15 protein-coding genes are annotated in these 17,118 nt (G+C 59.7%); 3 read left to right on the top strand and 12 right to left on the bottom strand.

The genetic code is table 11. From position 1 onward, the window contains the following. Position 1: 1 nt before the first annotated feature. On the bottom strand, positions 2-2,350 hold the full coding sequence (locus AC13E3_RS05085; RefSeq protein ID WP_482901786.1) for a heavy metal translocating P-type ATPase: 2,349 nt from the start codon (positions 2,348-2,350) through the stop codon (positions 2-4). Positions 2,351-2,636: 286 nt separating this feature from the next. Between AC13E3_RS05085 and AC13E3_RS05080 the strand changes: the two genes are divergently transcribed. After that, on the top strand, positions 2,637-3,905 hold the full coding sequence (locus AC13E3_RS05080; RefSeq protein WP_008170007.1) for an SAM-dependent methyltransferase: 1,269 nt from the start codon (positions 2,637-2,639) through the stop codon (positions 3,903-3,905). 361 nt (positions 3,906-4,266) lie between these two features. After that, on the top strand, positions 4,267-5,052 hold the full coding sequence (gene ppk2 / locus AC13E3_RS05075) for a polyphosphate kinase 2 (RefSeq protein WP_008170008.1): 786 nt from the start codon (positions 4,267-4,269) through the stop codon (positions 5,050-5,052). 95 nt (positions 5,053-5,147) lie between these two features. Here ppk2 and AC13E3_RS05070 read toward each other — a convergent pair whose 3' ends face one another. From AC13E3_RS05070 to AC13E3_RS05050, 5 genes are all read right to left on the bottom strand, one after another. Further along, positions 5,148-5,753, bottom strand: coding sequence for an RNA polymerase sigma factor (locus AC13E3_RS05070; protein ID WP_008170009.1), 606 nt, complete (start codon positions 5,751-5,753; stop codon positions 5,148-5,150). Between the two features lie 97 nt (positions 5,754-5,850). Then, positions 5,851-7,260, bottom strand: coding sequence for a hypothetical protein (locus tag AC13E3_RS05065; protein ID WP_482901785.1), 1,410 nt, complete (start codon positions 7,258-7,260; stop codon positions 5,851-5,853). A gap of 31 nt (positions 7,261-7,291) precedes the next feature. Then, positions 7,292-8,140, bottom strand: a complete 849-nt coding sequence (locus tag AC13E3_RS05060; RefSeq protein WP_405418220.1) for an outer membrane lipoprotein-sorting protein — start codon at positions 8,138-8,140, stop codon at positions 7,292-7,294. Next, positions 8,137-10,599, bottom strand: a complete 2,463-nt coding sequence (locus AC13E3_RS05055) for an efflux RND transporter permease subunit (protein WP_482901784.1) — start codon at positions 10,597-10,599, stop codon at positions 8,137-8,139. The genes AC13E3_RS05060 and AC13E3_RS05055 overlap by 4 nt, the downstream gene beginning before the upstream one ends. A gap of 18 nt (positions 10,600-10,617) precedes the next feature. Further along, on the bottom strand, positions 10,618-10,821 hold the full coding sequence (locus AC13E3_RS05050; RefSeq protein WP_008170013.1) for a YgaP family membrane protein: 204 nt from the start codon (positions 10,819-10,821) through the stop codon (positions 10,618-10,620). 224 nt (positions 10,822-11,045) lie between these two features. Between AC13E3_RS05050 and AC13E3_RS05045 the strand changes: the two genes are divergently transcribed. Then, complete coding sequence (locus tag AC13E3_RS05045; RefSeq protein ID WP_008170014.1) at positions 11,046-11,351, top strand: ArsR/SmtB family transcription factor; 306 nt, start codon at positions 11,046-11,048, stop codon at positions 11,349-11,351. 43 nt (positions 11,352-11,394) lie between these two features. Here the strand turns inward: AC13E3_RS05045 and AC13E3_RS05040 are convergent, their stop codons facing one another. The 6 genes from AC13E3_RS05040 to AC13E3_RS05015 all read right to left on the bottom strand — a co-directional run bounded on the left by AC13E3_RS05040 (position 11,395) and on the right by AC13E3_RS05015 (position 17,007). Then, positions 11,395-11,748 (bottom strand): c-type cytochrome, encoded by a 354-nt coding sequence (locus AC13E3_RS05040; RefSeq protein WP_008170016.1) that lies wholly within the window; start codon positions 11,746-11,748, stop codon positions 11,395-11,397. Next, positions 11,745-12,059 (bottom strand): hypothetical protein, encoded by a 315-nt coding sequence (locus tag AC13E3_RS05035; RefSeq protein ID WP_008170017.1) that lies wholly within the window; start codon positions 12,057-12,059, stop codon positions 11,745-11,747. Before AC13E3_RS05035 ends, AC13E3_RS05040 begins: the two co-directional genes overlap by 4 nt. 12 nt (positions 12,060-12,071) lie before the next feature. Then, entirely contained in the window at positions 12,072-13,256 is a 1,185-nt protein-coding gene (locus tag AC13E3_RS05030; RefSeq protein WP_482901783.1) for a porin, read from the bottom strand. A 315-nt stretch (positions 13,257-13,571) separates the two neighbouring features. Next, on the bottom strand, positions 13,572-14,240 hold the full coding sequence (locus tag AC13E3_RS05025; protein WP_482901782.1) for a methyltransferase family protein: 669 nt from the start codon (positions 14,238-14,240) through the stop codon (positions 13,572-13,574). Positions 14,241-14,381: 141 nt separating this feature from the next. Next, positions 14,382-16,757, bottom strand: a complete 2,376-nt coding sequence (locus AC13E3_RS05020) for a phosphoketolase family protein (protein ID WP_482901781.1) — start codon at positions 16,755-16,757, stop codon at positions 14,382-14,384. Positions 16,758-16,854: 97 nt separating this feature from the next. Further along, entirely contained in the window at positions 16,855-17,007 is a 153-nt protein-coding gene (locus AC13E3_RS05015) for an MBL fold metallo-hydrolase RNA specificity domain-containing protein (protein ID WP_416225983.1), read from the bottom strand. Positions 17,008-17,118: the final 111 nt, after the last annotated feature.

The following is a 17,118-nucleotide window of genomic DNA, read 5'->3' as shown; positions in this document are numbered from 1 at the left end:
CTCAGCTTGCCGCCGCATGGATACCCTCCAGTCGCGTCCGTTTGAGCAGCATGGCATTCACCGCGACCAGGACCGAACTCCCCGACATGGCCAGCGCCGCCACTTCCGGGCTGATGACAAAGGGGTAGAACAGGCCAGCGGCCACCGGAAAGGCAATCACATTGTAGGCAACTGCCCAAAACAGATTCTGGTACATCTTCCGCAGCGTCGCCCGTGACAGCTCAATCGCCCCCACAACGTCGTAAGGGTCGCTTTTCATCAGCACCACGTCGGCACTTTCGATGGCAACGTCCGTGCCGGCGCCAATCGCGAAGCCTACGTCGGCCTGTGTCAGCGCCGGGGCGTCATTGACGCCGTCGCCGACCATGCCCACTCGCTTGCCCTGGCCTTGCAGCTCTTTTACCTTGTCTGCTTTTTGCCCCGGCAGGACATCGGCGAGAACGGTGGTGATGCCAAGGCTCGCCGCGATCCGGTCGGCGGTCGCCTTATTGTCCCCGGTCAGCATGGCAACCTCGACGCCTCGTTCACGCAACTTGGCTACCATTGCCGCAGCCGTCGGTCGCGGGGCATCCGCAATGGCGATCAGGCCAACCAACTGGCCCCCGTGCGCGATGTGCACGACCGTCTGCCCGGCCCCCTGGAGCCGCTGAGCCTCGGAATCCAGACCATTCATCGCAACCTGGCGTTCGTCCATCAGACGACGGTTGCCCAGAAGAACCTCCCGGCCCCCGATTTCGGCCTGCGCACCTTTGCCTTCGATGTTCTGGAAGCCGGACAATGTCTGCACCTCCAGATCTGCCGCACGCTTCGAAATCGCCTGCGCCAGCGGATGATCGGAGCCCTGTTCCACAGTGGCCGCCAGCGCGAGAACCTCATCAACCGTCACATCGGAAGCGGCAACCACCTCGACCACCTCGGGCTCGCCCATCGTCAGTGTCCCGGTCTTGTCAAAGACCACCATGTCGAGTTTGGTCGCCTCCTCCAGCGCGCCGGCGTTCTTGAACAGAATCCCGTTCATGGCGCCCAGGCCGGTACCCACCATGACCGCCATCGGCGTGGCAAGCCCGAGCGCGTCAGGACAGGCAATAACGAAGACCGTGATGGTCAGCGTCAGGGCGAAAAGCAGCGGCTGACCTATCCACCAGAACCAGGCCGCGAAGGTCGCAAGACCAATGACGACCGCGATCAGCACCAGCCATTGGGACGCCTTGTCGGCAAGCAGCTGCGCCGGGGCCTTGGAGTTCTGGGCTTCCTGCACAAGCTTGACGATCTGTGCGAGCGCCGTGTCGGCACCAACCTTGGTTGCGCGGTATTTGAAACTTCCGCTTTTGTTGATGGTCGCCCCGATCACCGAATCGCCGGGCTTCTTAGGCACTGGCATGGATTCGCCGGTCAGCATGGATTCATCAACCTGCGACTCGCCTTCCAGGACTTCACCGTCAACGGGGATCTTATTACCGGGCCGGATAACGACGACATCATCCTTGAGGACATCCGAGGTGGGGACCTCAGTTTCGCGCCCGTCGCGCAGTACATTCGCCATGGGCGGAGCAAGATCCATCAGCGAGCGAATGGCATTTGAGGCCCCGGCGCGGGCACGCATCTCCAGCCAGTGACCGAGCAGGATAAAGACCAGAAGCACTGCCACCGCTTCATAGAACTGAACACTGGGAAAGAAAAAGGTCGCGCCGACGCTGAACAGATACCCCGTGCCCACGGACAGGACCACGAGCACGGCCATGTTGAGCACTCCGTTGCGAAGCGCTCGCCAGGCGGCGACGAAAAACGGCCAGCTCGGGTAGAGTACGGCGGCGCTCGCCAGGAAAAACAGCCACAGATCCAGGCGGAGGCCAAATGGCGGCGCCGGGGGTATGAACACCTCGCCCATGGGCGAATAGGCAAAGATGGGGATGCTGAAGACGAACGCAATCCAGAAGCGATTGCGCATATCGCGCGCCATGGCTTCCATGCTCATGCCGCCGCCATGGCCCATCTCATGGGCCGCGTGATCCACGGGCGGCGCTGCTTCGACTTCGGCGCGGGTATTGTCCGCGCCCGGGTGATGATGACCGGCCGGTTTTGCGGCGGCACCAGACTTACCTTGCGAAGCCTCCGGCGCACAGACGTGCTTCGGCACCAGCTCGCCGCCGCAGTGATAGCCGCACTCGACGACTTTCGCCTTGATCGCCTCAAGGTCGGTACGCGTTTCGTCATAGACCACGGTGGCACTGCCCGCGACGTAATTCACTTCAACCTTGCTCACACCCGGCAGCCGGGAGAGCTGTTTTTCAACGCCCCTCGCGCTCAGTGTGGAGGTCAGACCGCCTACCTCGATAACCTTGACTGTCATAAATCAATCCTTTTGATTTTGATATGAGACAACATAGACCATAAACCAGAAAACCAGACGCAAAAAAAAGATATCCGTTACAGCTGTTTTGGGGCCGGGTGATCCGGGGCAAGCCGCGGGCGTGTAACGAACAGGCCGACTTGCCGTCATAGTATATAGTTTACTGATGTGATTACTCGAACAGCGAAGTGCCGGTACGCCGGCTTCGCTAGTACAACCCGGAATCAAATGATCCGGAGAAGTGATCATTTCAACGACACAAAGGTCGCAGCAACGAGAAAACACGATGTGGATAAAACTGCTTTCGATTTTTCTGAAGCGTCTGATCAGGCAGGGGAGCCTGGTTGTCGTCTATCCTGACGGACGATCAATACAATACGGTGACGGGTCGACACCCTCCGCCACCATGCGTTTTCACGCGCACTCCCTGCCACGCAAACTCCTGATCAATCCCGAGCTCACACTGGGCGAGGCCTATATGGACGGTACACTCACGGTCGACCAGGATGACCTCTATGGTCTGATTGAGTTGCTGGTCATCAACCTGAAGCGCCAGTCCGATGCATGGCACCTTCGCTGGCAGGCAAACCTCCGTCAGCTTCATCGCAGACTGGCGCAGTTCAACCCGGCCGGGCGGGCTCAGCGCAACGTGGCACACCATTACGACCTGTCCGGCACGCTGTATGACCTGTTTCTGGACCCCGACCGCCAATACTCCTGCGCCTATTTTCGCGAACCGGGCGACACCCTGGAAACCGCCCAAAGAAACAAGAAATCCCTGATCGCCAGCAAACTCCTCCTGGCGCCGGAACAACGGGTTCTCGACATCGGCTGCGGATGGGGCGGGCTTGGGCTTCACCTTGCCCGTGACTATGGTGCCCGGGTCACCGGGGTAACCCTGTCGCAAGAGCAACACAGGATCGCCGAAGAACGTGCCCGGGCCGAGGGTCTTGGCGACCAGGCCCGGTTCCGGCTGCAAGACTACCGCGACATCGACGGCACTTTTGACCGGATCGTGTCGGTGGGCATGTTTGAGCATGTCGGAGTGCCACACTACAAGGAGTTCTTCGCCACCCTGCGAGACCGGCTCAAAGACGATGGTGTGGCACTGCTGCACACAATTGGCCGGGCCGACGGACCGGGATCAACCAACCCCTGGATCACCAAATACATATTTCCCGGTGGCTACAGCCCGGCCCTGTCGGAAATCCTTGCCGTCGTCGAGCAATCCGGTCTCTATGTCACCGATGTCGAGGTGTGGCGGCTTCATTACGCCGAGACTCTGAAGGAATGGCGCAATCGGTTCGAGGCCAGCCTGGACCGGGTACGGTCGATCTATGACGAGCGGTTCTGCCGCATGTGGCGGTTCTACCTGGTTGCCAGCGAAGTGGCATTCCGGCACGACGGTCTTGTCGTCTTTCAGATCCAGCTTGCCAAAAAACAGGACGCGGTACCGCTCACGCGGGATTACCTGGCCAGCCGGGACAGACTGGGCGAACCGGCCACCAGGGACGGAGAGAACATCTCCGATCACCCGGCATGGAACGCCAACTGATGGCTTTCATAGGGCCGGAGGTGTCCGACCGGCCAATAACTGTCATCAAACTGTAACGCAACTCTCCGCTAGCCGTCCTTAAAGTCGGCGGGACCTGTGGTCCTGATCGACTCCGGGCCTGCCCTCAGCCCCGGAGCTGAACTCAAGCTGAACAGGGAGGGGCACGGCATGCCCGGAGAACAGACTGATCGAAAACAGACTCGCATGGTCACAATGTACATACCCATATTCAAGGAGAAGCTCGCGAAGCTCGAAAAACGCGGGCTCGGACACTGCGAAGAGGCGCAAAAACTCCGAACCACGATAGCCAGCGTCCCGGCACCGCCAGGCTGCAATAACCAAGCATTCAGGGAATCTGAAAATGAGCCAGAAAACAAAGAGCAAACCTTTCGGAGCCAAGGGCTACAAGGAGACCCTTCGGACGCTTCAGATCGAGTTGGTCAAACTGCAGAGGCACCTGATCAGGAACAACCTGCGGATCCTCATCCTGTTCGAGGGCCGCGATGCCGCCGGCAAGGACGGCGTCATCAAGCGGATAACGGAGCACCTGAGCCCACGCGAAACTCAAGTCGTGGCGCTGGGCAGGCCGTCCGACCGTGATCGTCGCTCGTGGTATTTCCAGCGTTACGTCCCGCACTTGCCCCCGACCGGGGAAATGGCCCTGATGAACCGGAGCTGGTACAACCGCGCCGGGGTCGAGCGCGTTATGGGCTATTGTACGGACACGGAATATGAGGAGTTCATGCGCTCGGTACTGCCATTCGAGCACATGCTCGTGGATTCCGGGATTCAGCTGTTCAAATATTACCTGGATATCTCAAAGGGGGAGCAGGCACGCCGGCTGAAGGATCGTCGTGTTGACCCCCTCAAGCAGTGGAAAATCAGTCCTGTCGACAAGGTCGCGATCAAACACTGGAACGACTACAGCGCGGCGCGCAACCAGATGTTCGCGCGCACGCACAACCAGATCACGCCGTGGTATGTCGTCAGGGCCGACAATAAAAAACAGGCCCGGCTCAATGTTATTCGTCATTTGATGTCACTGGTGGACTGCCCGGAAAAAGACGAACACGCCGCCACCCCGGATCCCGACATCGTCTTTACCTTTAACCCGAAGCATCTCGACAACGGCCGGATCGCACCGTAACCGCCATCATCAGCTGTGACAGCCACTGACAAGCCAGGCAACGGGCATGTCAGTGGCTCTCGCCGCTGAGGAACTGGCCCCATCCCCGCACGAGCTCAGCCAGCAGCACCACCGTAACTGGACTGAGCAGCGCCGGAATCGCAGCCACAATCCAGATAGCCATGGATGGGGCAGCTCCCACATGTCTCTTCCAGCCGCTTTCGCAGAGCCTCCCGTGCCCGATGCAAACGCACCCTCAGATTGCTCGCCGAAATATTGAGCACCGCTGCGATGGTTTCACGGGATTCGCCGATCAGCTCCGCGTGCCACAGAATTTCAGCGTATTCTGGCTTCAGGGTCGGCAGGAGTTTGTAAAGGCACGTGCAGACAATAAAATCCAGTTCGTTTTTAAAGTCGTCATCGAGCAGCGCTGCTTCGAGATCGTGGTGCGCCTGCTCAGACTGGCGTTTTTTGCTCTGCGCCCGGTAATAATCAATCAGGCTGGTCTCAAGAACCCGGCGCATCCAGGCACGAAGCTTTTCAGTCTCGCGCACGTCACCACTGCGTGTGAGCACCTTGACGTAGAAATCGTGCAGGACGTCGGCGGCCTCGTCCTTATCCCCCAGCCGGCGAGTCAGGAAATGCAGAAAATCCCGGTGGATTTCCTCCATGACGGCATGCACGGCATTGCCCGGCACTTCCCTGTCGTTATCGTTTTTCATACCAACTCCCGCTATCGGTCTGCCTCAAAGTTCTCAAACGGGCGTCAGAATAGCAAGAAAAACAACCGGAACCTCGGGCCATCAACACCTAACCTTTTCAGAACCCATAGCGCACCCCCAGATACAGGTTATTGTTGTCCTGAAACTGACCGAAGAAGGTTTCCTCCCGGGCGCCGAAAAACAGGTTTCCGCCGGCTTCAACAGAGAGATGATCATCAACCTGATAGCCCACCCGGGGGCGCAGGTACGCGTCCCGGTCCGAGGGCGAGTAGAACAGGAACAACGACCACGCCAGATTCTGGCTGTGTGTCAGCCAGGTAAGCCGCTGGGTGAGGACGTGGCGATTCTCGTCCCGCACCGGGGCACCAGGGGGCAAGGCCCGCCGGTAGGCCTCAAACTCGCCCATGCGCTCAAGGTAGTATTGCAGGCCCAGGGTCAGGTTACGGGCAATTTCCTGCTCATAGCCGAGCAGCAGGCGCAGCTCGCTGTTGCGTACTGTGGGATCGTCGCCATCGCGGTCTGCGCGGGAATCGTAATAGCCCAGCTCGACGTTGCCGATGCCGGCCCCCACCGGCCCGCGCAGGCTGGCGCCGAGCACCGACAGCGGAGGAAACCTGGCCCGACCGCTGGCCGGATCAGCCCCGGCCGGGCTCTTCCAGAAGCCGTCGTAGCCGTAGAGCGCGACCTCGTAGGCGCCAAGGTTACGGTACAGCCGGGCGGCCCACTCGTCGTCTTCGAACGCGTCCGCCGGGCGGTCCGCCAGTACAACCGCATTGCGCCCGGTCAGCCGCCCTTGCCCTGTGTTGAAGAAAGAGAGACGGCGGCCGTCGATGAAGCGATCAGCGTCAAACCGGGGGGTGTAGACAAGGTCAAGATTGGCCCAGCTGGAAAAAGCCGAGACCTTCAGCGCGTCCGAGGGCGCCTTGAGGTACTCCACATCGCGGCCGATAAAAAACGAGACCCAGTCCTTGGGAAACAGATCGTTGATGAACACCAGGTCGCCGGTTCCCCAGGTGAGTATCTGGCGCCCCAGCTTGACATCGGTGTCCGCGCTCGGCGAAAACACCAGGCTGGCCTCGCGCAGGTCGAAGGCGCCCTCACCCGATTCCAGGTCCACCGACCGATCATCGTCCAGGTCGTCATAGAGAAAATCGCCGGTAAGGCGCAACGTTGCTCCCCGGAAATACTTCTCCGCCTCGAGCTGCAACCGGGTTTCGGCGATGGAGAGATCGCGCTGGCGGGGATCATCGCCCAGCCGGGTTCCGCCGCGGGCCTCCCAGAAGCCGCGCAGACGAAATGGCAGCGCCGCCGCAGCCGGTCGGTCGGTGGTCTGTTCTGCCCCGGCCTCACCCCCGAGGCCCGCTGGCAGGGCCGGTTCCGCGGTATCGCTGGCGGGCGCACCCAGCCCCTCCGGCAGCTCGGGCGCGGCCGCCCATAGCGCCCCGGGCGCTGCACCGAGAACGATACCCGCCAGCAACATGCCCCAGAGCAGGCTTCTGGTGTTCATCCACGCCCTCCTGCCCTCAGTGCACCGGTGGTCACTGCAAGTACTCCTTTGGTGCCCGGCGCAGGTAGCGCTCCGAGAAGACGTCTTCCGGCAGGCCCAGGTCATAGTCAATGCCAGTGTAGGTCAGCTCCGTGGTGCCGCCGCTGCGCAGGTTCTCCATCCTCGCCTTGACGACCGTGGGGTAACCCTGCACCTTCTCCACCGCCAGCGCGGTGTAACGCCGGTAGAGGTTGCCACTGTCGTCGACATACTCGGTGCGAACCGGCAAGAACGACTGCTTGTGGATATAGACATCGTAGTAGGCGAACTCAACCTCCCCGGGCCGCCTGGGTGTGTTGCGCACTACGTAGTAGTTGTCTGTGGTCTCGATCAGCTCATGGCTGTCGGCATCAATACTGCGCCCGGAGATATCCTCGTAAAAGAAATCCGAGCCGACGAAGCTGGTGCGTTTGTCGGAGGCGGCAATTCGCTTAACCAGATCCAGCGCCGGCAGGTACAGCCAGCGGTCGTCGTCCCGGTCCTGGTGTTTCCACACCAGCAACGTCATCTGGCTCACATCCGCCGGCCGCCGGAAATAGACATAGTACTTCTGCTCGCCACGATAGGCGCTCCCCTCAATGGCATCTGTCTCCGGGCCGTCCCGCCGCAAAATGGTAAGCTCGCGACTGCGGGTACGCCCCTGGCGGTCAGTGATGGTCATGGCAACCCTGGCGCGGCCATCACGCCCCTGGAAGTAGGAGACCATATTGGCCCGGTTGACAATACGCTCCACCGAAGGCGCACCACCGGCATCCTGGGCCAGGGCAATGGGCGTGATGCCCAGCGCGATCACCACCAGGGTCAGCTTTTGGAACAGGGTAACAGGCCAGTATCTACTCATTGCACGCCTTCCTCTTGGTTTTGCGGATTCGGGGCGGCCCTGCGGGCACCGGGAAACAGCCATCGTTGCAGCAGGGTTACCAGTGCCGGCAGGATCAGCAGTGTGCTCAGGCCGGCGGTCAACAGAATGGCCGCGATAAATACCCCCACCGTCTGGTAGGGCACGAGCGGTGCGGCCAGCAGCGGCAGGAAACCAACGCCAAGTACGATGGCGTTGCGGGTTATCGCCCGTGCCGGCTCGCCGAACATCGGCGCCACCGAGCGACGCCAGGAGCCTGTCTCAGCCTGGGTGGCGCGGGCGCGGGCCAGGAAGTGGATGGCGTAGTCCACGGCGAGCCCCAGACTCAGGGCGCTCAGCACGGCGACCGGCATATCGTAGTTCTTGCCGATGATACCGATCAGACCATAGATGGCCCCGATGGTCACGGTCAGGGGAATCATGCACAGCAGTCCCCAGAGCAGCGAGCGGAACAATAAGGCCATCAGCAGGAGCACGACCACGAAACTGCCGAACAGGGCCATGGCCATGCCGCTGACCATTTTTTCCTGCCAGACCACATTGATGTAGTTAAGACCAAACCAGCGTGCCTGGATCGACGCAGGCGGAGGGTTGGCCGCGATGAAGTCGTCGAGCGCCTGAACCACCCGGCTCATATCCCGGTTGTCGCCACTGGTAAGCTGAACCCAGATGCTGGCACGGCGGTAGTCGGGGGTAACGAAGTGCCAGAGATCCTGGGGGCGGTGGCCATTCTGGTAGGTGAGCAGGGTCTGCGCAACCGCCGCCGGACTGTCCGGAATGCGAAAGGCTCCGTCATCGCCGCCCAGCAGTTCGCGGTGGACGGTTTTGACCAGATCGGCGACGGAGTTGGACTTGCCGACCACGCCGGTCTCGCCCAGCCGCTGCTGCAACCTGGCGATGTAGCGCAGGACTTCGGGGCGTTTGAAGATCTGGTTGTCCTGGGCCGCGTTATCCCCCTCCGGAACCAGCGCCAGATAGGCCATGTAGGTGCCGCCGAAATGTTCGTTGAGCACCCGGTCTGCCACCCGGATGGGGTGCTCGGGCTCGAACCACTTGACCGGGTTATCGTTGATGCGGATCAGGCTGATGCCATAACCGGCGGCCACCACCACGACCATGGTAACCACCAGCACCGCCCTGGCGTGGCTGACCACGCCCTCGCCGAGGCGACGCAGCCAGCGCCCCATGACCGTATCCTGGTCCGGGTCCCCGGCGGCGTGACCGAAGCCGGTGAGCCGCCGCTCCGGCATCAGCATGATGTAAGCCGGAATGAAGGTCACCGTGCACAACCAGGCCAGGAACACACCAATCGCGATAAAGATGCCGAACACCTGAACGGGCGGGATCGGGGTGAGTGCCAGTGAGGCAAACCCCGCCATCGTCGTCAGGGTGGTGAACAGCATCGGTTTGAACAGTATCCCCATAACCTCCCGGATGGCCCGGTGGCGGTCACGATGCAGGGGATAGCGGTCGAAGAATTCCGAGAGGATATGCACCGCGTCCAGCACCGCAATGGGCATGATGAATACGGGGATCATCGAGCTCATGATGTGGACGGTGCTGCCGCTGATCACCAGCAGCGCCATGGTGCTCGCGGCCGCCACCATGGCCACGATCATCGCCGAGGTAATGAGCCGGACGTGGCGGAAGAACCACCACATCACCAGGAAGATGACCAGCATTGCCAGTGGCGCCGAGATCGCCATCTGATAGAACATCTGCACACCAAAGGTGTCCTCCGCCACGGGCAGCCCGGTGATGTAGACCTGATCGCCGGTATCCTTCCAGCCAGCGACTTTGTCAAGCAGGGCTTCGCGGACCCGGTAACTCATGTCCTTGCTGGTCAGCGGCAGGTAAAGGGCGACTGCCTTACCATCGGCGCTGACCAGGGTATTGTCGAACAGCGGAATGCGTTGCGCCCGCTCAAGAATAGCGAGCGCCTGGTTGCGGGTATCCGGCGGCTCTGGCATGAGCCAGCTGAAACGAACCGAGCCGACCCCCTCTTGCTCAATGTTGTCGACCCGCGAGAGCGCGAGCATATCCTCCTCGACCACGCCCTCCTGCCGGCCCGGGTTGTCCGGATCGGGCCACCTGAGCGTACTGGCATACTCCGTCAGCTCATAGATGCGCCGCAGCGAACCGACATTGAATACCCCGTCAGGGTTGCTTTCGTTGACCACACCCACCACGACCATGTCATAAAGCGAGAATTGCTCCTTCATGTCGTCGTGGAAAACGCGCACGGGTTCGTCGGAAGAGAGCATGTTCTCGGGGTCGGTATCGATGGTCAGCGGATTAAGCAGACCAAACCGCTCGGGCCAGACGCTTGGCAGCGCCGCCAGCGCCACCAGCGCCAGCGTGGCAACCACCATGGCCCAAACGGTCAGTCGAGGACGGTCCGTGGCGAACTCCAGCCAGGAACCCTCGGTGTTTTCAGACATTTACAGTGCCTCCGTGCGTCAATCGAAGGCGGCGCCGGGCTTCTTGCCCAGGGCCTTGAGGATCTTCGCCAGAGGGCAGAATCCGCTGAAGGCAGCCTGCAGCATGTTGGCGCCCACAAACGCGGTGAACCACAGCCAGTGAGGCGAGTGGAGCTGGGAGAGAGCCAGACTTACAAGAATGAAAGATCCTGCGAAGGCGAGTACAAGGCGGTCGATAGACATATGCCCCTCCTGTTATAGTAGCGCGTTCCGGCACTTTCAGCAGATTGCGCACTGCGCTGGCTGCACTGAAAGCACCCGTACACAATACCTGGCATGGCCACGTGCCGGGCCATGGAGAGCCGGGGCCTGCCAGACGACGACGGGCAACACTTGACTACCTGGCCAAGAGCAGCCGATCATCTGAACCAAGCCTAACATGTTCACGATTGCAGAGCTATGAATGTATGAATAAAAATCAGATGTCGGAAGCGGCGGATCAGGCCACCAATCTGCTAAAGGCCCTCTCCGGGCGGAGCCGGCTGATGATCCTCTGCCAACTGGTCGACGGCGAGCAGGCGGTGAGCGAACTTGCGGATGCACTGGAGATGCGCCAGGCGGCCGTCTCCCAGCAACTCGCCCTGCTGCGCAAGGACGGCCTGGTATCTGCGCGCCGCGAAGCGCGGACCATACACTACTCCCTGGCGGGAGAGGAGGCGCGCCGGATCATAGAAGTTCTGTATGAGCTGTTCTGCGATAACGACGCATGCTAAGAAGTAGGGCAACAAGGAGTTTCGAGTTGCCCTACTTCAACTACTAATTGCTGGCAAAGGCCTGGCGCATGTATAGAACCATGGCCTCCGCCTGCTCCTTGGTCAATGAGCTGATGCCGCCCTTGGCGGGCATCGCCATGGATGAGCCGGGGCTCTTGAAACCCTCCATGATATTGGTAACCAATACATCGTCACTCTTGGTCAGCCGGCCATCGCTCTTTGTGAAGTCAGGAACGCCGGGCAGCTTGCCCTTTCCGTCTGCGCCATGGCAGGCAACGCAGGTGGAGTTATAGAGCTTTTCGCCGGCTTCCACGCTGTCCGCCTGAGCCGCGGCTCCGCCTGAGTAGGCAAAGCTCCCGGCGACCAGGCTGGCGATCAGAAAAGACGATCGTTTCATTTATTCTCCCCCTTATTATCTGCCGGATCATTGGCTTTCTGGAGGAAGGTCAGGATATCCCTTGTTTCCTGCCCGGTTAAGCCCGCTCTGAGACGCATATGAAGCACGGATGGCTCCCAGAAATCGTCACGGAACTCGGCCGGGTCGCGCATGTTATGACACCGTGCGCAGTTGTCGGCCCATGACTGGGCGCCCCGGACGAACGCCATGGGATCGTCGGCGTCCTGGGCAGCGGCTGAACCTGCGCCACCGAAGAAAAGCGCAGCCATGAGTGCAGCATTACTGATGAGGTTGCGGTTCATTAGTTTCATGTTAATACCCTCTTAAAAGCCGTAAGCCAACTGAATGTTGAAGCGCTCGTCATCGTCGATAGCGTTGTCATCGTAATCATCCACGGTGTAGGCCGCCTTGATGATAACGTGGTTTGCGAACAGGTAATTCACCCCTGCAGACCACTGGGAGCGGTTTGCATCGGCACCCGGGGTGTCCAGGTCACCTATGCGGACAACGCCTTCCCACTTGGTATCCGGCACCCGGTAGGCCGCCTGCGCATACCAGGCAGTGTATTCGAGTTCTTCGGTCACCGCGCCACCGGCAACCGCGCTGTTGGCTTCGCTTCCCACGGTCTGCTGGATGAATTCACCGCGCAGCTGCAGGGTGTCAAGGTTGTAAACGGCGTCCGCACCCAGGACTGTGTAGTCACGGTCCGGCTCTCCCGCCGCCAGGTCAGACACATCGTGCCCCTCGGCCACTCCGATCTTGCCCAGGGCGCCGGACAGGCCCAGCTCCAGCGCAGGCACCGGCAGGAACCCTACTCGGCCACCGTAGACGAAATTACCATCGCCATTGGATGCGGCAGCCTCGGTTTCCAGTTCAATTTCCACTTCTTCGCCGGGATCAGCATCAACAACAAGGGTCGGACCGTTCGAGGTGAACAGCGCATAGTTGGCGCGCATCGACCCGCTCAGCGGAATGCCGCCACGCAACTGAACGCCCAGGTCGGAGAGCGGGGCTGCGCCCCCGTGACCAAAGCCCACGGGCGCGGTCGGCAGCTTGTTGATCCAGCTTGGGTGGACATTCTGGCGGAACTGGCCGATCGGGCTCAGGAACTTGCCCGCCACCAGCGCCATGTAATCGTTCAGCATGAGATCGATGGTCGCATATTCTACTGCGATTTCACTTTCACCATTTTCATCCGTCTCGGCTTCAAACTCGCCTTCAAACAGCACCCGGTCGGAAAACTGAAAATGGAAAATCGGCGCAAATCGCGCTGCCGTAAAACCGTCTTCCTGTCGATCAGAGCCCGCTATGGCATCAACGTTGGCGTATCCGGCCATGTGCAGCTTGGACAGCGTATCGAGGTTGTTGCTCTTTACATCCTCCCGCAGTGCCGCGATCTGCGACTCAAGGTTGGCAATTTTTGATTCGGTGTCTTCGTTTGCGATCGCGGCCCCGCTTGCGAATACGGAGGCTGCCAGCGACAGCTTGATAAAATGGAGTTTTTTCATAGGTGCACCCTTCTGGGTTAGATGAAGAGACGTATATAGCTGTTCCGGAAAAGGCTTTCGAATAAAGCCATCGATCCAAAACATGAACAATTAGACACCCTTGACCTGAAACGAAACTGAAATTGTCAGTTGTGCCGCCCTTATCTTGATGCAAGTCAGTTTTTACAATGGCCGGATATCATGAGATTGAGCCAGCACCGTATGTGGGGGCGCCACGCAGTATAGTCAGACACCCGGGAATGATCGCTCCTGTACGCCGTCTCAACGGAATCGAGCCTGATGCGAACCAGTCGACCGGCAAAACCAATACCTGCGTCACACCGGATCGTTTTCACTACTATTTCGTGACGCAGCGGCGAGCTGACGCCACCGCCCCCAGCGGGGGATGAACATCGGCACCTGCCGCTGGTAGGCACGGTACTCCTCACCAAACTCCTTGAGCACCTGCCGCTCCTCACGTCGAGCCAGCCATGTGTAGACAAGCACGATCACCGGAAAAAGGCCGACCGAGAACAGCGTCGGCCAGTGCACCACCCCTTCTCCAAACAGAGCGATGAATAGCCCCGTATATTGCGGATGCCGCACATACGCATACAAGCCGTCTTTCACCAAACGGTTTTCACCTCGTGCCTTGTGGACCTGACGCCACCCCTGAATAAAGAGGCCGATCCCGGTGAACGCGAGCGCATAGCCGAGCAACATTGAGACCAACATCCCGGTTTCACCCAGCCCTACCAGGGTCGACCACAGGCTGGCGCTGACATACTCACTGTCGAGGCCAAAAAAGCGCACCAACAGATAAATAGTGAGCGGAAAGCCGTACATTTCTGCATAAAGCGCAATGATGAAGGCCTGCACCACCCCGGCGCCGGCCCATTCCCGCCAGTTTTTCGGCGCGAAATAACGGTAAAAGAACCAGGACACCAGAACGATAACGATCAGTGTGATGCCCCAGGCCCCAGCGTGATTGAACGATTCATTCATAGCATGATTGACCTGTATGTGGGGCGACTAGCTGCATCGGTTGCCGCCCGGATTGTTTTAGTGTGAGAATCAGTACGGTGATGACCAGCGCTTTAGTTTTCCCCGTAAAGACTGTTGTAAATCGATCCTCGCGCTCCATCGCTACAATGTCGCCTTATCAGCACCTGAGGAGCCACTTTTTGACAGGATCGCCTGCACTATCGAATGGGCATCACATTTGTTGGCCTGCAGCAGCCCCGATGTATCCAGGGTGCCACCATGGTTTTCATAGCCAAACGCCAGCGTCCGGTCGGGCCCGAGATCGAGAGGACGGCAGAGTCCCAGCAAGGCCTCTGGGCGCATATGGCACACGAACACTCTGAGTTTTGTATCGTGAGGAAACAGCTCGGCCCTGTAAGAACTACCAGACTGATGCCCTGACTCGATTGGATCCCGGGGACTCCGGAATCGACCGGGCTCGAGAAGGCAGACCACACCACTCGAAAGCCCTCTCTGAGCCAGCGCTTCGGCAACCTCAAGGCAAACCCGGAGTTGATAGGCGCCGACAGCGATCAACTGCACATCACCGGCTTCACCAAGAGCGATGGCACCATCCCGGAGCAATTGCACAGCCTGACGGCCGTCAAAAACGGCAGGCAGTTTTGCCTTGGGAACCGTCATGGCCCAGAACTGCCCCTGGGTTCGAAAACACTCGTTAAGGCACGCCACAGCACTATTGCAGTCGGGAGGATAGACAACGCGGGCAGTGTCACTCATTTCTCCCATCAGGACTTCGCCGAAGGCCGGGTCCTGATGAGACTGCTCGTTCTTGCCGTTTTCCCAGAGGTGCGACGTCGCAATGACCGGCACGGATAACCATCGGGCGGGCCGACCGAGACTTTTCTGGTGTCGCGCAAAAATAATTTCCTGCCGAAGAGCGCCAATCATTTTCATGGCAAACGCTTCGTAGGACACCACCAGATTCATACCTCCCTTATTACCCAGAGCGGCGCTGACAACGGCCTCCTCATTCAGGGCTGTGATTACCGAGCCGTGAAGGGATTCCGCAAGGCCGGGCTCGGGCGTCAGGGTGCGATGCTTCAGAAGGTCAAGCGACTGGTTCATCTGATTACTACGCAATTCATCCGGGTTCCCCAGGCGAATACGAAGCGCCGGGTTGGCCTTTACAAGGGCAACAAACTGCCGATCAATCGCAACCATGGGCGACTCTGATACCGCCGTTTGCAACCAGACCGGTTCGGGTACAGTTTGCAGCTTGACGTCACGACAACTCAGCGGATGATCCTTTTCCGCAGGCCGATCGTCTGCCCGGTGAGTTGCCAGCACGTCGCGGGCGCCGTGAATCTCGATCTCGGGCACAAACAAACGGGCAATGGATTCGTTAAAGTGCCTGCGCGAGACCTCATCAAATCTCGGTATTGCCGGAAGCGGGGTACCATGCGCCGCGTTTGAGCCAGCACCATAGAAACCATAGCCTTTGACCGTCTCGGCAATCAGATAGGGGAGCTTTACAGGGTACCTCATGTGGCCGGCGCTGACCTGTTCGCTGCACGCCTGAAGCCTCGATTCGGCCTCGAAGATGCCCCAGATAAAGGCCGCAGGATCGCGGCCATCAATGAGTATGGGGTAAAAGCCATTGAGTTCCAGGTGTTGCCGGAACCAGTCCGCCCCCCCTTGCAGAAAAATGGTTGACCGTTGATCGATGCGGCGGCCGTTGGCAATCATCACCGGGGTCACCAGGCCACAGTCCTCAGCTCGCCACCAGCGGCTTGCCCAGTCGCTGCCCCGCTGCTCCTCAAATGCCCCATCACTGAGAAACGCGACCAGACGCTCCCCCGGCAGCGGCATGTGGGTGTATTGCAGTTCAGCGAAGCCCAGATATCCGCCCTCGATCAGCCCGCCGGCAGTGTGGGGGTTGACGTGACTGCCCAGGGGAACCCCCGGTGTGCCATCCGGAGTGACGGCGTAGCTGTAAAAGTCACTCACCAGCCGGGACAGCCCCGCCTCGTCGAGCGTGTACCGAGCCTGCTGTTCTGGATGCAGATTGCCGAGCAGTATGTTGACGCTTTCGATAGCCGCCACACAGTGCCCCTGCCCCATCAGCCAGCTACGGGTCAGCCCCGCCAACGCGTTGGCGGCCGTGTAGCCAAGATAGGCAGGCACCATGTTCAGCGAACCACCGGTATGCCCCTGAGGATTTTCCTTGAAGTCATCCGCCGCCAGCGGCTGTCCGGACAGGTCCACTCTGCTGGCATAAGTCATGTGGGCTACCAGCCACATGGCCGCGTTGGTGAGGGTGTCTGCAGCCTCGAAAATAATCAGGGCATCGTCGAGCGAGTCATAACGCCCGGCACAAACGAGTTCCTGGCACAGGTCGAACACGCGCACCTGGGTCAAATCGGTATGTTCGATCACCCCGCGCCCTTTTGCCCAGTTGGCAAACTGGGGGTAACGCTGCCGGTATTGGGCAGCACGCTGCTGGATTCGATGTGAATCCTCAATGGAATAGCCGTTCATGATCTCTCCCTGATAACTCTACTGACGTTAATGGTGGCCTATTAGAAATCCTCGCCGTAAATATCCGGATTACCCCGGGTATTTGCCCGGTCTCACATCAAAGACGCAAAATGGATTGGTAGCTTGCCACCTCCACCTCAAACCGGGTGTTCTGACGCAAGTGATCCTTCATGGCCTCCAGCGCATCAGGGTCTCCATGAATCAAGTTGATCGGCGTTTCGGTAGCGACAAACGTCAGGCACTCACCCAACCGATCTCATTGTACCCGGCGTCGAAAGACCCAAAGGGAGAAAATAAACAGCGTGACACCGATTACCAGCAAGGCGAGAGCCTCATCCCAGAGAACCGCCAGGCCGGCGCC

It is taken from the genome of Marinobacter sp. L-80, from assembly GCF_056859395.1.
The sequence above is the reverse complement of the archived record's forward strand: the minus strand, read 5'-3'. Positions and strand labels throughout refer to the sequence as shown.